The organism is Variovorax brevis (assembly GCF_030317105.1).
Lineage (GTDB): Bacteria > Pseudomonadota > Gammaproteobacteria > Burkholderiales > Burkholderiaceae_C > Variovorax > Variovorax brevis.
Genome location: NZ_JASZYG010000001.1, coordinates 490,193 through 507,350 on the forward strand (window position 1 = coordinate 490,193; position 17,158 = coordinate 507,350).

Annotated in this window: 19 protein-coding genes and 1 pseudogene; 12 read left to right on the plus strand and 8 right to left on the minus strand. The window is 63.8% G+C overall.

Going from position 1 to position 17,158, the window contains the following annotated elements; translation table 11 throughout:
• Position 1: 1 nt before the first annotated feature.
• The 5 genes from QTI66_RS01985 to QTI66_RS02005 are packed head-to-tail and all read left to right on the plus strand — an operon-like array spanning position 2 to position 4,178.
• A complete protein-coding gene (locus QTI66_RS01985; RefSeq protein WP_286557140.1) occupies positions 2-472 on the plus strand; it encodes a GFA family protein in 471 nt (156 codons plus the stop codon).
• A 6-nt stretch (positions 473-478) separates the two neighbouring features.
• The gene (locus QTI66_RS01990; RefSeq protein ID WP_286557142.1) at positions 479-1,498 is read left to right on the plus strand and encodes a YeiH family protein; all 1,020 of its coding nucleotides are present in this window, start codon (positions 479-481) and stop codon (positions 1,496-1,498) included.
• Positions 1,499-1,551: 53 nt separating this feature from the next.
• Complete coding sequence (locus tag QTI66_RS01995) at positions 1,552-2,085, plus strand: 6,7-dimethyl-8-ribityllumazine synthase (protein ID WP_286557143.1); 534 nt, start codon at positions 1,552-1,554, stop codon at positions 2,083-2,085.
• A complete protein-coding gene (locus QTI66_RS02000; protein ID WP_286557146.1) occupies positions 2,082-3,557 on the plus strand; it encodes a coniferyl aldehyde dehydrogenase in 1,476 nt (491 codons plus the stop codon). The genes QTI66_RS01995 and QTI66_RS02000 overlap by 4 nt, the downstream gene beginning before the upstream one ends.
• 18 nt (positions 3,558-3,575) lie before the next feature.
• Positions 3,576-4,178: an NAD(P)H-dependent oxidoreductase gene (locus QTI66_RS02005; protein ID WP_286557147.1), complete on the plus strand. Its 603-nt coding sequence runs from the start codon at positions 3,576-3,578 to the stop codon at positions 4,176-4,178.
• A gap of 350 nt (positions 4,179-4,528) precedes the next feature.
• On the opposite strand, the gene QTI66_RS02010 is transcribed toward QTI66_RS02005, so the two are convergent.
• Both QTI66_RS02010 and QTI66_RS02015 read right to left on the minus strand, forming a co-directional pair.
• Entirely contained in the window at positions 4,529-5,125 is a 597-nt protein-coding gene (locus tag QTI66_RS02010; protein ID WP_286557149.1) for an acyl-homoserine-lactone synthase, read from the minus strand.
• Between the two features lie 74 nt (positions 5,126-5,199).
• Positions 5,200-5,592 carry a DUF4902 domain-containing protein gene (locus tag QTI66_RS02015; RefSeq protein ID WP_286557151.1) on the minus strand — a complete coding sequence of 131 codons (393 nt, stop codon included), beginning with the start codon at positions 5,590-5,592 and terminating at the stop codon, positions 5,200-5,202.
• A 317-nt stretch (positions 5,593-5,909) separates the two neighbouring features.
• Between QTI66_RS02015 and QTI66_RS02020 the strand changes: the two genes are divergently transcribed.
• From QTI66_RS02020 to QTI66_RS02030, 3 genes are all read left to right on the plus strand, one after another.
• On the plus strand, positions 5,910-6,623 hold the full coding sequence (locus tag QTI66_RS02020) for an autoinducer binding domain-containing protein (protein ID WP_286557152.1): 714 nt from the start codon (positions 5,910-5,912) through the stop codon (positions 6,621-6,623).
• 230 nt (positions 6,624-6,853) lie between these two features.
• Positions 6,854-7,627: a hypothetical protein gene (locus QTI66_RS02025; RefSeq protein ID WP_286557155.1), complete on the plus strand. Its 774-nt coding sequence runs from the start codon at positions 6,854-6,856 to the stop codon at positions 7,625-7,627.
• A 125-nt stretch (positions 7,628-7,752) separates the two neighbouring features.
• Positions 7,753-8,145: a response regulator transcription factor gene (locus QTI66_RS02030; protein WP_286557156.1), complete on the plus strand. Its 393-nt coding sequence runs from the start codon at positions 7,753-7,755 to the stop codon at positions 8,143-8,145.
• Positions 8,146-8,229: 84 nt separating this feature from the next.
• On the opposite strand, the gene QTI66_RS02035 is transcribed toward QTI66_RS02030, so the two are convergent.
• Together QTI66_RS02035 and argH are read right to left on the minus strand one after the other, a co-directional pair.
• Positions 8,230-9,189, minus strand: coding sequence for a Bug family tripartite tricarboxylate transporter substrate binding protein (locus QTI66_RS02035; protein WP_286557159.1), 960 nt, complete (start codon positions 9,187-9,189; stop codon positions 8,230-8,232).
• Positions 9,190-9,203: 14 nt separating this feature from the next.
• Positions 9,204-10,781 (minus strand): argininosuccinate lyase, encoded by a 1,578-nt coding sequence (argH, locus tag QTI66_RS02040; protein WP_286557160.1) that lies wholly within the window; start codon positions 10,779-10,781, stop codon positions 9,204-9,206.
• A 103-nt stretch (positions 10,782-10,884) separates the two neighbouring features.
• Here argH and QTI66_RS02045 point away from each other — a divergent pair, with 103 nt between their 5' ends.
• Complete coding sequence (locus tag QTI66_RS02045) at positions 10,885-11,778, plus strand: LysR substrate-binding domain-containing protein (protein ID WP_286557161.1); 894 nt, start codon at positions 10,885-10,887, stop codon at positions 11,776-11,778.
• Positions 11,779-11,827: 49 nt separating this feature from the next.
• Here the strand turns inward: QTI66_RS02045 and QTI66_RS02050 are convergent, their stop codons facing one another.
• From QTI66_RS02050 to QTI66_RS02065, 4 genes and pseudogenes are all read right to left on the minus strand, one after another.
• Positions 11,828-12,256 carry a hypothetical protein gene (locus QTI66_RS02050; protein WP_286557162.1) on the minus strand — a complete coding sequence of 143 codons (429 nt, stop codon included), beginning with the start codon at positions 12,254-12,256 and terminating at the stop codon, positions 11,828-11,830.
• On the minus strand, positions 12,253-13,287 hold the full coding sequence (locus QTI66_RS02055; RefSeq protein ID WP_286557164.1) for an L-idonate 5-dehydrogenase: 1,035 nt from the start codon (positions 13,285-13,287) through the stop codon (positions 12,253-12,255). The genes QTI66_RS02050 and QTI66_RS02055 overlap by 4 nt, the downstream gene beginning before the upstream one ends.
• Positions 13,288-13,298: 11 nt before the next feature.
• Complete coding sequence (locus tag QTI66_RS02060; RefSeq protein WP_286557165.1) at positions 13,299-14,072, minus strand: SDR family NAD(P)-dependent oxidoreductase; 774 nt, start codon at positions 14,070-14,072, stop codon at positions 13,299-13,301.
• A 12-nt stretch (positions 14,073-14,084) separates the two neighbouring features.
• Positions 14,085-14,240: pseudogene (locus tag QTI66_RS02065) on the minus strand (D-glycerate dehydrogenase); the annotation flags it as partial.
• Positions 14,241-14,644: 404 nt separating this feature from the next.
• On the opposite strand from QTI66_RS02065, the gene QTI66_RS02070 reads away from it, so the two are divergent.
• The 3 genes from QTI66_RS02070 (at position 14,645) to QTI66_RS02080 (ending at position 17,127) form a co-directional block, all read left to right on the plus strand.
• The gene (locus tag QTI66_RS02070) at positions 14,645-15,613 is read left to right on the plus strand and encodes a LysR substrate-binding domain-containing protein (RefSeq protein WP_286557167.1); all 969 of its coding nucleotides are present in this window, start codon (positions 14,645-14,647) and stop codon (positions 15,611-15,613) included.
• A gap of 108 nt (positions 15,614-15,721) precedes the next feature.
• Positions 15,722-16,294 carry a carboxymuconolactone decarboxylase family protein gene (locus QTI66_RS02075; protein WP_286557169.1) on the plus strand — a complete coding sequence of 191 codons (573 nt, stop codon included), beginning with the start codon at positions 15,722-15,724 and terminating at the stop codon, positions 16,292-16,294.
• Positions 16,291-17,127 (plus strand): amidohydrolase family protein, encoded by an 837-nt coding sequence (locus QTI66_RS02080; RefSeq protein ID WP_286557170.1) that lies wholly within the window; start codon positions 16,291-16,293, stop codon positions 17,125-17,127. Before QTI66_RS02075 ends, QTI66_RS02080 begins: the two co-directional genes overlap by 4 nt.
• Positions 17,128-17,158 lie beyond the last annotated feature (31 nt).

Sequence of the window (17,158 nt, forward strand, 5' to 3'; positions counted from 1 at the left end):
CATGGCCGATACGCAATTCCGGCCCTTGGCCGCCTCCTGCGGTTGTGGCGCGAGCCGCTTCCGCGTGAACGCGCGCCCCTTCGCGCGCTTCATCTGCCACTGCACGATCTGCCAGGCCTACACGGGCAAGCCCTTTTCGGACGTGACGGTGCTGCGCGCCCGCGACGTCGACGTGGAGGAGGGGGCGCAGGTCACCTACCGCAAGCACAAGCTGCCGCCCAACATCGAGCGGGGCACCTGCGCATCGTGCGGCAAGCCGGTGCTCGAGTTCGGCCTGGCCGGACCGGCCAAGCTGGCCTTCGTGCCCACCGCCAACTACGCCGACACCGCGGCGCTGCCGCCGGCTTCGCTGCACATGTTCTATCACCGCCGCGTGCGCGACGCGCACGACGGCCTGCCCCGCTACAGCGGCTACCTGCGCAGCCAGTTGGCCGTGATCGGGCTCATGTTGCGCGGCCTCTTTTCTGGTTGAAGCAACATGCTGACCCTGACCCGACTGCGACCTGCCGCCTGGCAGGCCGTCATGCCCGGCGCGCTGACCGCAGCCACCATCGCGCTCGCCGCCACCTTCATCTCGGAGCACTATGGCGGTCCGCAACTGCTCTACGCATTGTTCTTCGGCATGGCGTTCAACTTCCTGGCCGGCGATGCGCGCATCCAGCCAGGCATCGACTTCGTGGCGCGCCGCCTGCTGCGCTTTGGCGTCGCACTTCTGGGCGCACGCATCACCGTCGGGCAGGTCACGGCGCTGGGCATCGGGCCCGTGGTGCTGGTGGTGGTGGGCACGGTGGCGACCATCGCCTTCGGTGCCTTCCTGGGCAAGCGCCTCGAACGCTCCACCAGCGAAGGACTGCTGACCGGTGGGGCCGTGGGCATCTGCGGTGCATCCGCCGCGCTGGCCCTGTCGGCGGTGATGCCGAAGAACGCCGAGAACCAGCGCTTCACGCTGCTCACGGTGGTGGGCGTGACGGCCCTGTCAACGCTGGCGATGATTCTCTATCCCGCCATCGCCCGGCTGTTCGGCCTGGACGCAACGGATGCCGGCATCTTCTTTGGCGGCACCATCCACGACGTCGCACAGGTGGTCGGCGCGGGCGCCATGGTCTCGCCCGAGGCGGCTGACACGGCCACGGTCGTCAAGCTTCTGCGCGTGGCCTTGCTGGTGCCGGCGGTGATGGTCTTTTCCCTGATCTATCGCGGCCAGCAATCCGGGGCACAACCGTCCGAACGGCCGCCCCTGCTGCCGGCTTTCCTGGTGGGATTCATCGCACTGGTGGCCCTGAACAGCACCGGCGCGATCCCGCACGAGGTGAGCGGCGCGCTGAGCCAGGTTTCACGCTGGTGCCTTGTCGCTGCCATCGCGGGCCTGGGGGTGAAGACATCCTTCCAGCAACTCGCCGCCCTGGGCTGGCGACCGGTCGCGCTGATGGTGGGTGAAACGGTGTTCCTGGCCGCGCTGAATCTGGGCGGCATCGCATTGCTGCACCGATGGGGTTGAGCTGCGCGACGGGAAATCCACTTTTTCAGTAATCGCTATTCATCATGAATCACATGAACCAACTTCTTGAAGAATCCGGACAACGCCTGGCTGCCAGCGAGGAAGGCCGTGTTGCGTTTATCGAAGCCCAGTGGCACTCCGACATCGTGCAACAGGCACGCGAGGCGTTCCTGGATGAGATGGAGCGCCAGGGATTTGCCCGCGCCCGCATCGACGTCATCGGCGTCCCAGGCGCATTTGAAATCCCGCTGCTTGCGAAGCGCCTGGCACTTTCCGGCCGGTATGCCGCCATCGTGGGTTGCGCACTGGTCGTCGATGGCGGGATCTACCGTCACGAGTTCGTTGCCGCCACGGTGGTCAATTCGTTGATGACGGTGCAACTGGAGACGAACGTGCCGATACTTTCCGCCGTGCTCACACCGCACCATTTCCATGAGCATGTGGAGCATCGCAAGTACTTCCACCGGCACTTCGCGGTCAAGGGCACGGAAGCTGCGCAGGCGTGCGCCAGGACGATCGAGGGCTTGCGAAGAGTCGAACAGTCGTCGGCCGCGCGGCGCGGGACACCATCAAGGCAATCAGCATGAACAACTCACCATTTCAATCGGCTTCGACTCTTGCGGCCAACGAGCGCGTCGCGCGCATCTTCGGCGCGCAGCAAGCCGCCTTCCTGGCGGCCCCTTCACCCACGGCCGCCGAGCGGCTCGGCCGACTCAAGGCACTCAAGGTACAGCTGTCGCGCTACCAGGACGTGCTGGCTGACGCCATGAGCCGCGACTTTGGCCATCGCGCGCACGCCGAATCGAAGATGCTCGACCTGCTGGGTTCGATGCTGGAGCTCAATCACGCCATCTCCCATGTGAAGCGCTGGATGAAGCCCAGCCGGCGCAGCACTGAACTGCTGTTCCTGTCCAACAGCGTCAAGGTGATGTACCAACCCAAGGGCGTGGTTGGCGTGATCACGCCGTGGAACTTCCCGATCTACCTGGCCCTGGGGCCAGCCATCGCTGCACTGGCCGCGGGCAATCGCGTGATGATCAAGATGCCGGAAGCGACGCCGGCCACCAATGCCGTCTTCAAGACGCTGCTGGCCGAGGTCTTTGCGGAAGACCTGGTGGCCGTGGTCGGCGAGGAACTGCTCGACCCGAACGTCTTCACCTCGCTGCCCTTCAACCACATCGTCTTCACCGGCTCGCCGGGCGTGGGCAAGATCGTGATGCGCACGGCTGCAGACAACCTGACGCCCGTGACGCTGGAACTCGGCGGCAAGTCGCCAGCCCTCGTCACGCGCAACTACGCCGTGGCCGATGCCGCCAGGCGCATCACGCATGGCAAGTCCACCAACGCAGGGCAGATCTGCGTGGCACCCGACTATGCGTTGGTGCCGCGCGAAAGCGTCGATGCCTTCATCGCCGGCGTGCGGCGCACCTTCGACGCCTTCTTCGACAACAAGACGGCGGGCAATCCGGACTACACCTCGGTCGTCGACGAGCGCCAATACCGGCGCATCAACAAACTGCTGGACGACGCGCGGGCCAAGGGCGCGCACATCGAGTCCTGCGGCCCGGCGCCGGTGGGCGAGGAGCGCACGCTGCCGCTGCAAATCATCACCAACGTCACGCCCGACATGCTGGTGATGAAGGAAGAGATCTTTGGCCCGGTCCTTCCGGTGGTTCCCTACGACACCATGGATGAAGCCATTGACTTCATCAACGCGCGCGAGCGGCCGTTGGCCCTGTACTGCTTCGGCCACGACAGCGCCGAGCGCGAGGATTTGCTGCGCCGTACCCATTCAGGCGGCGTCTCGGTCAACGACTGGGGATGGCACGTGGTGAACCACGACGCGCCCTTTGGCGGCATCGGCAATTCGGGAATGGGCAACTACCACGGAGAGGAAGGCTTCCGGGAGTTGTCGCACGCGAAGACGGTGTTCAAGCGCCACCGCTTCTTTCCCATCGACCTTTTCTATCCGCCGTACGGCACGTTCATCCAGCGCATGGCGCTGAAGTTTTTCCTGGGCAACGCGGATCCGAAGCTCGGGTCGCCGGACCAGCACTGAAGCGACAGGCGCAATCCCTTGCAAGCATCGATCGTCATCGGTGATCCGAAAGCGCGGTCACGCACGGCACGTGCCGCGGCCATGCTGGCGACGGCGCTGACCGGGAACGAACCCGCGAAGTCGATCGAAGTCGTCGGGTTCGGTCCCGACGCATTGGGGCGCAAGCGCCGGGGCGTCGAGGCGGCTGTGGGCACCGTGGCCAGATCGCGCCTCGTCATCGTTGCGAGTCCCATCGACAAGGGTACCTACACGGACCTGCTCAAGGTTTTTCTCGGGCAGTTCGACGGCGTCACGGGCTTGCATGATGTGGTGGCCATTCCCTTGATGCTCGGTGCGAGCAGCGTTCACGGCACGGCGGCGGAACGCTTGCTCAAGCCAGTGCTGGTCAAGCTTGGCGCCCTTTGCCCGGCGCCGGGTCTCTTCCTGCTGGAAAAGGGTTTTGAAGATGGCCTGGCCATCCAGTCCTATGCGAACAAATGGGGGAACGTGGTGCGCGCCGGTGCCACCCTGCGTGCCCACGGCAGAAGGTCGGACAAGTCCCCAGTGACTCAAAGCCAAGGCGACTTGCACGCCTCAACGCTGCGCGACCAGGCACTCGCGTGCGACGCGCAGCAGCGGTAGCGGATCAGCGTTCGCATTCGCAATATCAAACCTGCAGCTCAAGCATGACAGGCGGAGTCGCCATCTGGCAGATGCCTACAACAAGCGCATCCCAGCAAAGGCAAGTGTCACAAAGACAAGCACGATGAAGATAACCGTGCCCCACACAGACGGCTGCCGTGATCGCGGTTCTTCTCTTTTTGGCGCGTTCAGCGACGCGTACTGGCTTGGTCGCTCTTCGCGTTCGGGGCGATCAACCCACCAGCCGGTGTTGTGCTCTGTGTTTTCTGGCATCCGGAAAGTGTATTTACAAAGTACTACCTTGTACTTCCCAGCCTTGTGACTTCTGCCCGCATCTGCGGAACTTCTTGTCAGTGCGTCCGCGCGGAGGAGGCGATGCGTTGTTGCGTGCGCGGCTTGACCTCGATCCAGCAGGCAAAGATGGGATGGCCGTCCACAATGAGTGGCGGACCGGCCCGGCGGGCCTCAAAGCCTTCGCGGCGCAGCAGACGCTCAATGCCCAGGGGAGACACCGTGATGATGCGCTCGACGCCATGCGCGCGCGCAAGCTCCAAAGCGCTTGTCAGCAGCGCCACCGCGACCGGCGAAGAAAATTGCCCGAGTGCGTTGCCCACCGGCGACGTGAAGTCCACGGCCGCAAAACGCGACAGCTCCCACACACGCGCATCGCACGGCGGCGCCACGCCGCCCATCAGCTGGGGAAATACCTCGCCGAGCAGGTAAGGTGTGGTGGTAGGCAGCAGCCGCGCCACGCCCACCACGTTTTCCGACGCGTCGCGCGCCGCAAGGTACATCGTGTCCTGGTGATCGAACTGGTCCCGCTCCAGACCGTGCTCCGTGACCAGGTCCCATCCCAATGTTTCAACAAAGACCTTGTATCTGTACCGTCCAACTTCCTCGAGCACTTGCGTTGTGAGCTGATGTGGCCGTCCTGCCAGTATTTCCATTGCTTCTTTCCGATGACATTTCGGAAGCATTTCAGCCCGCTGTGCGCCAGCGCGAAACTATCAGTTCTGATAGGTCACAGCGCGTAACGCCTGCAGACGGCGTGGAAAGCTGGTGTGTTCCAATCGATCGCATCGATCCAGGAGGCTAGGACCTCGAGACTTTCGTCCCACGGCAGGGCCGAATGCGCCTCGCCCACCACCTGCACATTGGTGCGCGGCAAGCCCAGGCGGATCACCCGGGGAACGGACGATGCCGTGTCCAACTGCCAGTCCCAACCGAGACTGACGCGCGGTTCGCTCGCGCCAACCCACTCCGTGTAACCAGAAAGTGTCGTTGCAGCCCCACAACGCGTCGGTGCGGGAGCCGGGTCATGATCGTCAATTCCAGAGATCAGATGAACCAGTTCGATGTCGCTGAGGTCTTGCCGGCGCAGGCGCAAGAGCCCATCCGGGGCCAATGGAAGCATTTTTTCTCCGTTTACGCGTGTGGGTCGCCTTCGTCAGGCGGGGAACCATCCGAGCTTGCGTGTGCCTTACCGTTTCATCAAGCCGGCCGGGGCCATCTCCGGCAGTGCTTTCGCGCCCCATTTCACGGTATGGCGCAAGATGCATCGGTTGAACGCTTTACAGGGGGCCGGTCGGGACGCGAACCTTCGCATCTCAAGAAAACCGCTGGGCGACCCGCATCTCCTTCACCGCGTGGGCACATGACACGCAACTTTTATATTTGGCATCTTGAGTCCGAACGGCTTGTAAGGCAAATCTACTCCTCGCCAGCTGACGTATGCAACCCTTCAATGAGCATCTGCTGACCGCACTGGACCGTGCCAGCAACGAACACGTGGTGTTCGATGCACTGCTGGCCGCCGCGCAGGAACTCGGCTTCGAACACTGCGCCTACGGCTTGCGGCTTGCCGTGCCCGTGTCCAATCCGAAGGTCATCACGCTGAACAACTATCCGAAGTCCTGGCAGGAGCGCTATGCCCAGGCGGGCTACCTGGCGATCGATCCCAGCGTGCGCCATGGTCGCCGCAGCCAGGAGCCGCTGCTGTGGTGCGATGAAGTCTTCGCGCCGGCACCCGAACTCTGGGAGGAAGCCCAGCAGCAGGGACTGCGCGTGGGCTGGGCCCAGTCCAGCCTGGATGGCTTCGGCGTCGGCGGCATGCTGACCCTGTCGCGCTCGGGCGAGGCGCTCACGGCGGCGGAACTCCAGGGCAAGGAAAGCCAGATGCGCTGGCTCGTGCAGGCAGCCCACCTTTCGCTGTCGCGTCTGATGAAGCCGCGGTTCGCGATGCGGCCGGAAGTGCCCCTGACGCCGCGGGAGATCGAGGTGCTCAAGTGGACGGCGGATGGCAAGACCGCCAGTGAGATCGCCGACATCCTGTCCATTTCGATTCCGACGGCAAACTTTCACATCCAGAACGTCGTGCGCAAGATGAAGGTTGCCAACAAGACGGCGGCTGTGGTGCAGGCCCTGCTGTCGGGCATCCTGCACTGAGTTCAAGCGGGCGGATGCGGGCCTTGCGGCACGCGGCAATGTCCACGTTGCAGCTGTTCGCAACCGCGCACTCCGCCGGTTGCCATCAAGAAAACTGCTCGACCTGCCTGAACGGCGCCGGGCATTCCGTGCAGAAAATCACGGCTTTCCCCGCCTGAAAGCTCGCTCCGCAGCCCGTCCTAACAACGTTGATAGTTACCTTCGGTTGCAGTTGTGCGTCCAATACTTCCATGGACTTCACAGCTTTCCGCACCGACACCGAGATTCGCGTTCACCTCGCGCCGCACGCCCTCATTGCCTGCGAACTCCAGCGCCGCTGGCGCAAGACGACGGTCATCCGAAAAGCCAGCTTCGACTTCATCGCCGGTGAGCGGGCAGCCGCCATGGACCAACTCCAGGCGTGGATTGGCGACACGCGCGCGGAACGGACCATCACCTGGGTCGTGGGGCCAACCGAAGCCCTGTACTTCACATTGCCCTGGTCACCGGAATGGGTCGACCGCAGCGTGCGCGACAGCTTCGCCCGGGAGCGCTTCGAGCAGCTCTTTGAACGCGATGCCCGGACCGCCGCTTTCTGCTTTGCGGACCCGTCGCCCGATGGAGGCCAACTGGTGTCCTGCATTTCGATCGAACTGCATGCAGAGATCGTGGCACACGCGAAGCGCTCCAGGTGCACGCTCGGGGGCATCAAGCCCTCCATAGCCGCGGTCTGGAACCGTTTTCGCGATGTGCTGGAGACGGAGGAGGGCACCCTGTGCGTGATCGACGGCGACCGGCAGACGATCGTGCGACATGACCGAAGCCGGATCAAGGACATCGTCGTGAAGCCCTGCACGCAGGAAGCCCGCGCGGCCGCGTCGCGCGCCGGTGTCTTTCGACGCTTCACCAACGTTCCTGCCGGCGTGACAACGGGCCAGTCTGCCGACCTTCAATTGCCGACGCGGCGGGGCTTCGTGGCCACCCAGGATGCAGCATGGGCTTTCGCGCTCTGTGGCGCGCTGTGACGCCACATCCGCCGCGGACGCAGCATGGCCTGCAGACCGCACAGCGTCCACGCATCAGTGCTTTCGGGCACGCTATGAGAAACAGCAGTTTCCTTGGCCTGCTCCAGTCGTCCAGGGTTCGCCCCGTGGCCAACGCTGGCGCACTGATTGCCGTGGTGGACGATGATTCCGGCATGCGGGCGATGCTGGGCCGTGTGCTTCGGCGCGCAGGCTACGAGCAGTGTGCTTTCGCATCCGGCGAGGAGTTTCTCGATTCACTCCATACGCAGCGACCGGCCTGCGCCATCATGGATATCCACATGCCGGGCCTGTCGGGCTTCGAGGTGCTCACGCGTCTGCAGGCCGATCACCTTCGTATTCCGGGCATCTTCATCTCCGCCAACGAAGACGTCGCACTTGAGCGCTTCGCTCGTGACATCGGTGCGGTGCGACTGCTGCACAAACCGTTTGCCAGCGAGGACCTGGTGCGGGCGGTCCGATGCGCCCTTGAACCGGGCTTTGACCGGATGCGCGCGTAGGGAAGGCCAAGGGCGCTTGCTGAATCTGATGCCGCGGCAGTTGGATGCCTCAACAGGACACCGCCGTGAGCACAGCGCTCGCTCTCAGTCCATCTGGATGTTGCCATTGCGAACGATGTCCGCCCAACGCCTGACTTCCTTTTCCATGAGTTCCGTCGCATCGACGGTGGAACCAGGGAACGGATAGGCCCCTTGATCGGCCAGATGCGCCGCAAAGCTCTTTTCGTTCGCGATGCCCACCACGGTGTCCTGCAACTTCTTGACGACGTCGAGCGGCGTTCCAGCGGGCGCCATGACGCTGTACCAGGACTTCACCACGACGTCGTTCACGCCACTCTCAGCCAAGGTCGGCACATTGGGAATGACGGAACTCCGCTTGTCGGCGGCAATGCCGAGAATGCGCACCGAACCTGCCTTGGCATATGGAAGTACGTTGGGGAGGTTCGCAAACACCACCTGTATCTGGCCGGCTTGCAGGTCCGTCGTCGCGGACGATGCCCCCTTGTACGGAATATGGGTGAAGCTGACATGGGCGCGGTCCATGAAGATCGCGCCGAGCAGGTGGTTGATCGAACCAATCCCGGCAGAGCCCATGTTGAGCTTTCCGGGATTTGCCTTTGCGTAGGCCACCAGCTCGGCAACGCTTTGGGCGGGCGCTTGCCTGGAAACTGCCAGGACGTTCGGCACGGCGGCGAATGTCGCGACATTGATGAATGCCTTCGTTCCGTCGAAAGGGAGCTTCTTGTAGAGCAGCGGTTGCACGGCTTGGCCCATGGAGCCCAGCAAGAGCGTGTAGCCATCGGCGGGCGCCTTGGCGACGTAGCCGGCGCCGATCGTGCCACCTGCACCGGCCCTGTTGTCGACGATGACGGGCTGGCCCAGCACGTCGCCCATGCGTTGCGCAATGAGCCGGCCCATCAGGTTGACGGTGCCGCCCGCGGCGAAAGGGACCACAAGGGTGACCGGTTTGGTGGGATAGGTCTGCGCGCAAGCGCCGCCTGAAATGCCGAGTGCCATCGCAAAAACGGCAGTGAACTTGAACATGTCGAATTCCTTCTTCATTTGAATCCATTGATTTCGAGCCGTGTCGGCTCCACGATTCGATCCACCGCACGATCAAGTTCCCCGCGCGCCTCGATCAATCTCTTGCGCGCTTCTTCCAGCCAGCGGACGTCGCCTGCGTGTTCTTCCCGCGCATGCGCCAGCAAGCGTTGAACCTCCAGCGGACCCACACTTCCTGCGGTGACCCGTGAATCGACGAACTCGCGTGGACTCAACGCCGCCTGCACCGAACTGTCCGGGAGCCCGACCGGCCTTCCGACTGTCTCCATCGCCGCCTTGTCGACCATTGCGCCGGTGAGCTCATGGGGAGAGACCGATTCGGTCAAGCTGTTGCGCACGACGCGCGCCACGATGTGATGAACCTGCCTGAACGACATGCCGCAGTCTCGAACGATGACGTCGGCCAGGTTGCTTGCGGTGCACCAGCTTTCCTTCAAGGCTGCTGCCATGCGGTCTTCGTGCACGATGAGCGTTTCCACCACGCCCGTGAACAGGTCCAGCATTCCCTCGGTTGTGGCGAGGGCCTCATCCAGGATCGGCGCTTCACGCATCGCCTGGTCCCCTGTTCCCTCGCCGCGGAACGTGGCCAGGGCGGTCGAAACCCAGGTGACGGAAGCGCCTGCGACGCGTCGGACGTATTCGAGCGCGGTGGGGTTTTTCTTCTGCGGAAAAATGCTGCTGGTCCCGCAGTAGCTGTCGTCGCATTCGACCAATCCGAATTCACTGGTCGACCAGACGTGCAGGTCTGTCGCCAGGTCGTTCAGGTCGGCCATGACGAAAGACAATGCGCTGAGCGCATCGACCGCGTAGAAGGCCTCACGACCCAGTTTCGAGTTTTCCACCAGCCCGTCGAAGCCCAGGAAGCGTGTGGTCCGTTCACGGTTTAGCGGCCAGGACGTGCCTGCGAGCCCGACGGTGCCCAGGGGATTGCGGTTGGTTCTGGCGTAGGCCTGGGTCAGGCGCTCGAAGCTGTCGTGAAGACGCGAACTGAAGCTGAGCAGGTAGTGGCCGAAGACCCAGGGCTGTGCCTGCTGCATGTGGGTATAGCCCGGCATGATCGTGCGTGAATGCTTCTCTGCCTGCTCGGCGATGACCACCTGGAGCGTGTTCAGCCGGCTCAGCACGTCGAGGATCCGGTTGCGCTGGTAGAGCCTTCGAACGGTTGCACCCTGGTCGATACGACTGCGGCCCGTGTGCATCTGGCCGCCGATGTCCTCTCCGATCGCAGCGAAGAGGTACGACTCCACCTGGAGAAGAAAGCTTCCTTTGTGTACGTCGATGGGGAAGTCGTCGCTCCCCATTTCCCCAATCGTCAGGAGTTGCTGAAGAATGGCTCGCCCGGCCTCCAGCGTGATGATTTCCTGTTCAACGAGCATCGCCGTGTGCGCCATGTCGACCGCGAGAAATTCATCGAATCTTTTTCTTTCTCCCTGGAGCTTGGGCAGGTCGTTGTATTTCAACTGACGTGCCGCGGCGGGTGACTTCAGGCGGGCGTCGCTGAGCAGGATTTCCGGGTGGTGGGTCATACGAGAATCAATTGGGCGTTGGATCATTTGCGTGGAGAAATGATGCAATGCCCGCCACCCTCATACAACTGCACAAGGGGCTGGACGCACATAACGGAATGTTATGCACCCAGGCTGTTGAAACCGCCGTTCCGTCGTTACATTGAAAGCAATGGAACTCAACCCTCGACAGCTCGATGCGTTCAGGAAGGTCATGCTGACTGGCAGCATGACGATTGCGGCCGAGCGGCTGCAGGTCAGTCAACCGGCAGTCAGTCGCCTGATCAAGGATCTGGAAGCGTCGCTGGGTATCCGCCTGTTCCGGCGCGAAGGCAACCGTTTGATTCCAGGCGCCGAAGCACAACGGCTTTTCCGCGAGGTGGATCTGTTCTATAGGGGCATCGAGCAAATCGAAAAGGTCGCGCGGGACCTGAAGTCCGTTCGCATCGGAAATCTTCGCATTGCCTCCTTGAGCGCTTTGGCGCTCCACGTGATTTGCGAGTGCGTCAACGAGTTCTCGTCAACGCATCCAGAGGTGGTGATTTCACTGGATGTGCGCAATTCCCTGAGCGTCCTGGAATTGGCGGCGGCCAACCAGATCGATATCGGCTTTGTGAATCAGAGGGATATCGAATACCCGGGAGTGAATGTCCATCCGCTTCAAAGCTTGCCGGCCGTTTGCGTACTTCATCGCAGTCACAAACTTGCTGGCAAGGAAGCAATGGCGATCCATGACTTCGAAGGCGAGTCGATTGTTTCGCTGGGTCAGAACAACCCGCTGCGCGTTCGTTTGGAGATGGAGTTGGACGCGGCGGGTATCCGCTATCGCCGTCCGGTCGAAACAACGCTGGCGTACTCAGCGTGCAATTTTGTTCGGGGCAATCTCGGAATTGCTGTGATCGACCCGTTCACCGCGAGGCACTTCACGGATCCGGACATCGTGTTCCGTCCCATCGAACCCTCGATCCCGTTCGAATGTTCATTTGTCCTGCCTGCCCACCAGCCGCGGTCGAAGGTCGTCGAGGACTTCATCGATTCAGTGAAAGGGTTTTTTTCTTCAAGGTGAAGCAGCACCCGGGCACAAGGCCACGCGCAACAACTTGCGGATCCTCAGACTATCGAGCCGGATCGTCGCCGGGCATTGCGTGCGTGATCAGCCCGGGTTGCAGTTCTCGAATCCTTTGCTCTTCGTAGTAGCCACCGTACTCGGTGTAGCGCAGGAATGGCTTGTGGCAGGTGCGGCAGGCCCACAGCTCGGATCGGTTGTAGGGGTGAAAGTGCAGTGCGATGGGCGCTTGCGGCGACCAGAGCGACGTCGCCGCGTCATGCAGTTCTTCAAGCGTCGGGTCGTCATCTTGCGGGTCGCGCAGGGAGCCCAGCAACTGCAGCGCCTTGTCCGAAGCCGTCGATGGAAATGACTCCCAACCGCGCGACGCAAAGGGCAGGCAGCGAGCGCACCCCGGCAGATGGCCATGGAGTGCAGCCTCGCGATCGACGTCCTCTCCGGTCAGCCGACGGTCCGATGGCCTTGCTGCCGCGTTCACTCGAAATCCAGCAGCACCTTCATCGCCTGCGACCGGTCGGCGGCAAGTGCGAATGCGCGCGCCGAGTCGCGGTACGACAGCGTTGCAGAAATCAGCGGCTTCACGTCGACCAGTCCCTTGTTCAGCAGTTCCACCGCCATCGCGAACTCCTCATGGAAGCGGAAGGCGCCGCGCAGGTCGAACTCCTTGGCGACGATGGCATTGATCGGGAGCGTCATTTCTCCGCCCAAGCCGAGCTGCACGATGATGCCGCGCGGGCGAACCGCGTCGAAGGCGCCGCGCAAGGCGCGTTCGTTGCCGCTGGCTTCGAACATCACGTCGAAGCTGCCCTTGTCGGCCGTGAAGCGCGCGAGGCCCTCGGGCTCCTCGGCCACGTTCACCACTTCGTCCGCGCCCACCTTGAGCGCCTTGCCGAGCGTGTGCGCGCCGACGTCGGTTGCGACGATGTGCGTCGCGCCGGCACGGCGTGCGGCAATGATGGCCAGCGCGCCAATCGGCCCACAGCCGGTCACCAGCACGCGCTTGCCCAGCAGCGGGCCGGCGCGGCGCACCGCATGCAGCGCCACCGACAGCGGCTCGGCCATGGAACCTTCACCGTCGCTCACCCTGTCGGCCAGTCGATGCGCCTGCCAATGCTCGACCACGATCTCTTGCCGGAAGGCGCCCTGGACGTGCGGCGTGCGCATCGCACTGCCGTAGTAGCGCATGTCCAGGCAGTGGTTCTGCAGGCCCTGCTGGCAGAAGCGGCACAGGCCGCAAGGCCGGCTCGGGCTGATGGCGACGCGCTCGCCGCCGACGAAGCCGCCGGCATCCGCTCCAGCCTCCTCGACGATGCCGGCCACCTCATGGCCCAGCACCATGGGCTCCTGGATGCGCACGGTGCCAAAGCCGCCGTGCTGGTAGTAGTGCAGGTCCGAGCCGCAGATGCCGCCACAGCGCACGCGCACGCGCAACTGGCCGGCGCCGGTGGCCGGCGTGGGACAGGTCTCGACGCGCAGGTCGCCGGGGGCGTGGATGACGAGGGCTTCCATGATTGCCTTGATCAGAGTTGGGCGGTCACGCCGCCGTCGACGTAGAGGATGTGGCCATTGACGAAGTTCGACGCATCGCTCGCCAGGAACACGCCCGCACCCACCAGGTCTTCGACCTCGCCCCATCGCCGCGAGGGCGTGCGGCCGATCAGCCAGGCGGAGAACTCCGCGTTCTTGACCAGTGCATCGTTGAGCTCGGTCTTGAAGTAGCCCGGCCCGATGCCGTTGACCTGGATGCCATGCTGGCCCCAGTCGATCGCCATGCCCTTGGTCAGCATCTTCAGCGCGCCCTTGGTCGCCGCATAGGGCGCGATGCCCGGCCGGCCCAACTCACTCTGCACCGAGCAGATGTTGATGATCTTGCCGCGCTTGCGCGGGATCATGCGTTTGGCCACGGCCTGCCCGACGAGGAACACGCTGTCGAGGTTGGTCTTGATGATCTCGTGCCAGTGTGCCTCCTCGAACTGGTCGAGCGGGGCGCGGCGCTGCATGCCGGCGTTGTTGATGAGGATGTCGATGGGGCCGACATCGCGTTCGATCCTTTCGATGGCGGCGGTGACGGCTTCGCCCGAGGTCACGTCGAATGCGGCGGTGAAGACCGTGGCGCCTTCGTCGCGCAATCGCGCGGCGGCTTGTTCGAGCTTGTCGCTGCCGCGTGCGTTGAGGACCACACGGGCGCCCGCGCCGGCCAAGCCGCGCGCCAGCGCAAAGCCGATGCCGGCGCTGGAGCCTGTGATGAGGGCGGTGCGCCCGGTGAGATCAAAGTTCTTGAGGACCGATTGCAAGGGTTTCTCCAGTCAGTGCGCGAGCACCTGCGGGTTCACGGGCGTCGGCGGCCGACCCGCCGACGGGCCCAGGCCGAGTGCAGCGATGAGATTCTCCGCCGTGAGCGCGGCCATGGCGTGGCGGGTGCGCACCGAGGCGCTGCCGATGTGCGGTGTCAGCACGACATTGGGCACCGTAGCAGGTCGGGGTGGGCAATATCGTGCACAGGGCTTGCGCGCGTGGATCAGTGCGTGATGACCCGAAATTCCCACGACAGGGCCTCGAAGACGCTGCATGAGCACGTGCCGCGCTCGCGGCCTGTCTTGGGACCGCCACCGCGGCATCGCCCGGTTGGATCCGCAGCCACAAGGAGCCATTCATCACGCGATCTTCAACCTCCGCTTCCTCCGACATTGCTGATCATGGGCGCCGTCACGGTGATTGCGATCGGTCACCGATGTTGCGCGCGGCAGTACGCTCAAGCGCGCGCTCAACGCGGCAAGCATGACGGCACGCCCTGAGGGAAAGCCGGCATTCGCACGCCGCCCGCACGCGGGACAATCGCAGCATCCCATGCTGCGAGCAAGGTCCCATGCAAACCGGCAAAGCCACCCAAATCCAGCTCGACATCACGTCCGACCTCCAGAAGTGGCGCGCCTTCTTGGCCATTGCAGAACTCGGCAGCCTGACCCGCGCAGCGCTGTTCCTCGACAGCAACCAGTCGCTGCTAAGCCGTCACCTCAATGCGCTGGAGCGCGAGTGCAAGGCGCGCCTTTTCAACCGCACCGGCCGCGGCGTCGCGCTCTCGGATGTGGGCCAGCGCATCTTTCCGCTGGTGAAGGCCCTGCTGTCGGACGCGGAGCAACTCGAACTGGAAATCCACGGCGAAGCGCGCGAGCCTTCCGGGCGGGTCACCATCGGATCGCTGCCCTCGATCACGAATCCAATCGTCGGGCGCCTGTTCAAGCAGTTGCGCGATCGTCACCCCGGCATCCAGCTCAAGATCCTCGAAGGCTCCAGCGGGCAGGTGGAGGAATGGCTTTCGGACGCGCGGGTCGACATCGCCATCCTGTATCGATACGGCAGCGCGTTGCACGAGCAGGAGCAGGCGCTGGCAACTGTTGACAGTTATCTCATCGGGCCGGCGGGCGACCGGCTGACGGCGAAGCCCGAGATTCCCTTTGCCTCGCTGCACGAATTGCCCTTCATCCTGCCGGGCGCGCCGAACGGATTGCGCACGGCCCTCGACGCGATGGCACGGCAGGAACACATCACGCTGGCGCCTGTTCTGGAGGCCGATTCGCTTCCGCTCATGCGATTGACGGTCGCCGAAGCCAGGCTCTACACCGTGTTGCCCATTCATGCCGTGTGGACGGAAGTGCAGGAAGGACGGCTACAAGCCGCCAGGATCGTCTCGCCGGCGCTTCAGCGGATCGTCTCCATGGCGTTGGCACGCACCAAGGGACCGGGCCGGGCCGTGTCGGCCGTGGCGTCGGAAATCGTCAGCATCGTGGAAGACAGCGCACGCAGTGGCATGTGGCATTCCGGCGGTCCTGAATGAGCCCCGCGTTGCACGCGCGCGCATAGCAGCGTTGCGCCGGGCACGGATGCGCGCGACGCTTGCGTCACCTAAGCTCCCTGGCAACGATTGACCACAGGAGACACGTGCATGCCCAGAATTTCCCTGCCCGCGCCCGAGACCATGAGCCCGGAGCAGCGCGCCGTCTACGACAAGATCGTCTCCGGTCCGCGCGGGCGCATCCAGGGCCCGCTTCGGGCCGCACTCCACAATCCTGAGCTCGCGGACAAATGGCAAGCCATCGGCGCCTTGCTGCGCTATGGAACGGGCCTGTCGCCGCGCCTGTCGGAAATCGCCATCCTCGTCACCGGCCGCGCCTGCAACTCGCCCTTCGAGTGGTACGCGCACCGCGTTGAGGCCGAGAAGGCGGGCGTCGAGCAACCGGTCATCGAAGCGCTTCTCGCGCAAACCGAACCACCCGGCATGTCGCCAGATGACGCGGCCGTCTACCACTACGCCGTCGAGCTCAATCGCCACAACTCGGTGTCCGACGCGACCTACGCTGTGGCCCTTGCACGTTTCGGCGAGCGCACCGTGGTCGAGCTGACGGCGCTGATTGGCTACTACACGATGGTCGCGATGACGCTCAACTGCCACGAAATCCCCCTGCCGGAAGGCGTGGCGCCGGCGTTCCCATTGCCCCAGAAAGCAGCCCTGCAATGAGCGAAGCGGACAAGAACGCAGGCATGGCCAGTGCGGGCTGGGACTGCCATGCCCATCTGTTCGGTCCCTACGACCGCTTTCCCCTGGCCTCCGGGCGAAGCTACACGCCGCCCGAAGCGATCGAGACGGCATACATGGCGCTGCTTTCCCGGCTTGGCCTTGGCCACGGCGTGCTGGTGCATCCCAGCGCGTACGGCAAGGATCACACGCTGCTGCTGCATGCGCTGGCCGCGCAACCCGCGCTGCGTGGCGTCGTCGTCGTGCAACCGGGCGACGCATTGTCGCTTTCCGGCTTGCGCGAACGAGGTGTGCGTGGAGCGCGGTTCAGCCATCGCAGCGGGCCGGGCACCAACTTCGCCGGTAGTGCATCGTTCGGGGACCTGCTTGCGTTGGTTCCCGCGCTGGCCGATGCTGGCCTCCATGCGGAACTCTGGACAGACTGCAAGGCATTGCCCGCCATCGCGTCGCAGTTGCTGGAATTGCCAGTCCCGATCGTGATTGACCACATGGGTGGCTTCGACGTCACCGCCGGCGTCGACGATGCGGGGTTCCGCACGCTGCTTGAACTGCTCGCCACTGGCAAGGTCTGGGTCAAGCTCTGCGCCTATCGCAACCTGCTGGGATCGCCGGACTGGGAGCAAGGACGGCCGTTCCAGCAGAAGATGGTCGAAGCCAACCCCGAGCGCCTGCTGTGGGGCAGCGACTGGCCGCACCTGCGCGTGACGCCCGAACCCGACGCCGCGCAATTGCTCGCCATGTTCAAGGACTGGGCGGGGAGTGATGCCGTTGCGGACAGGGTGCTGCGCATCAATCCGGAAGTGCTCTACCGATAGACGCGATTCATCGCATCCACGCGTTGCTGCA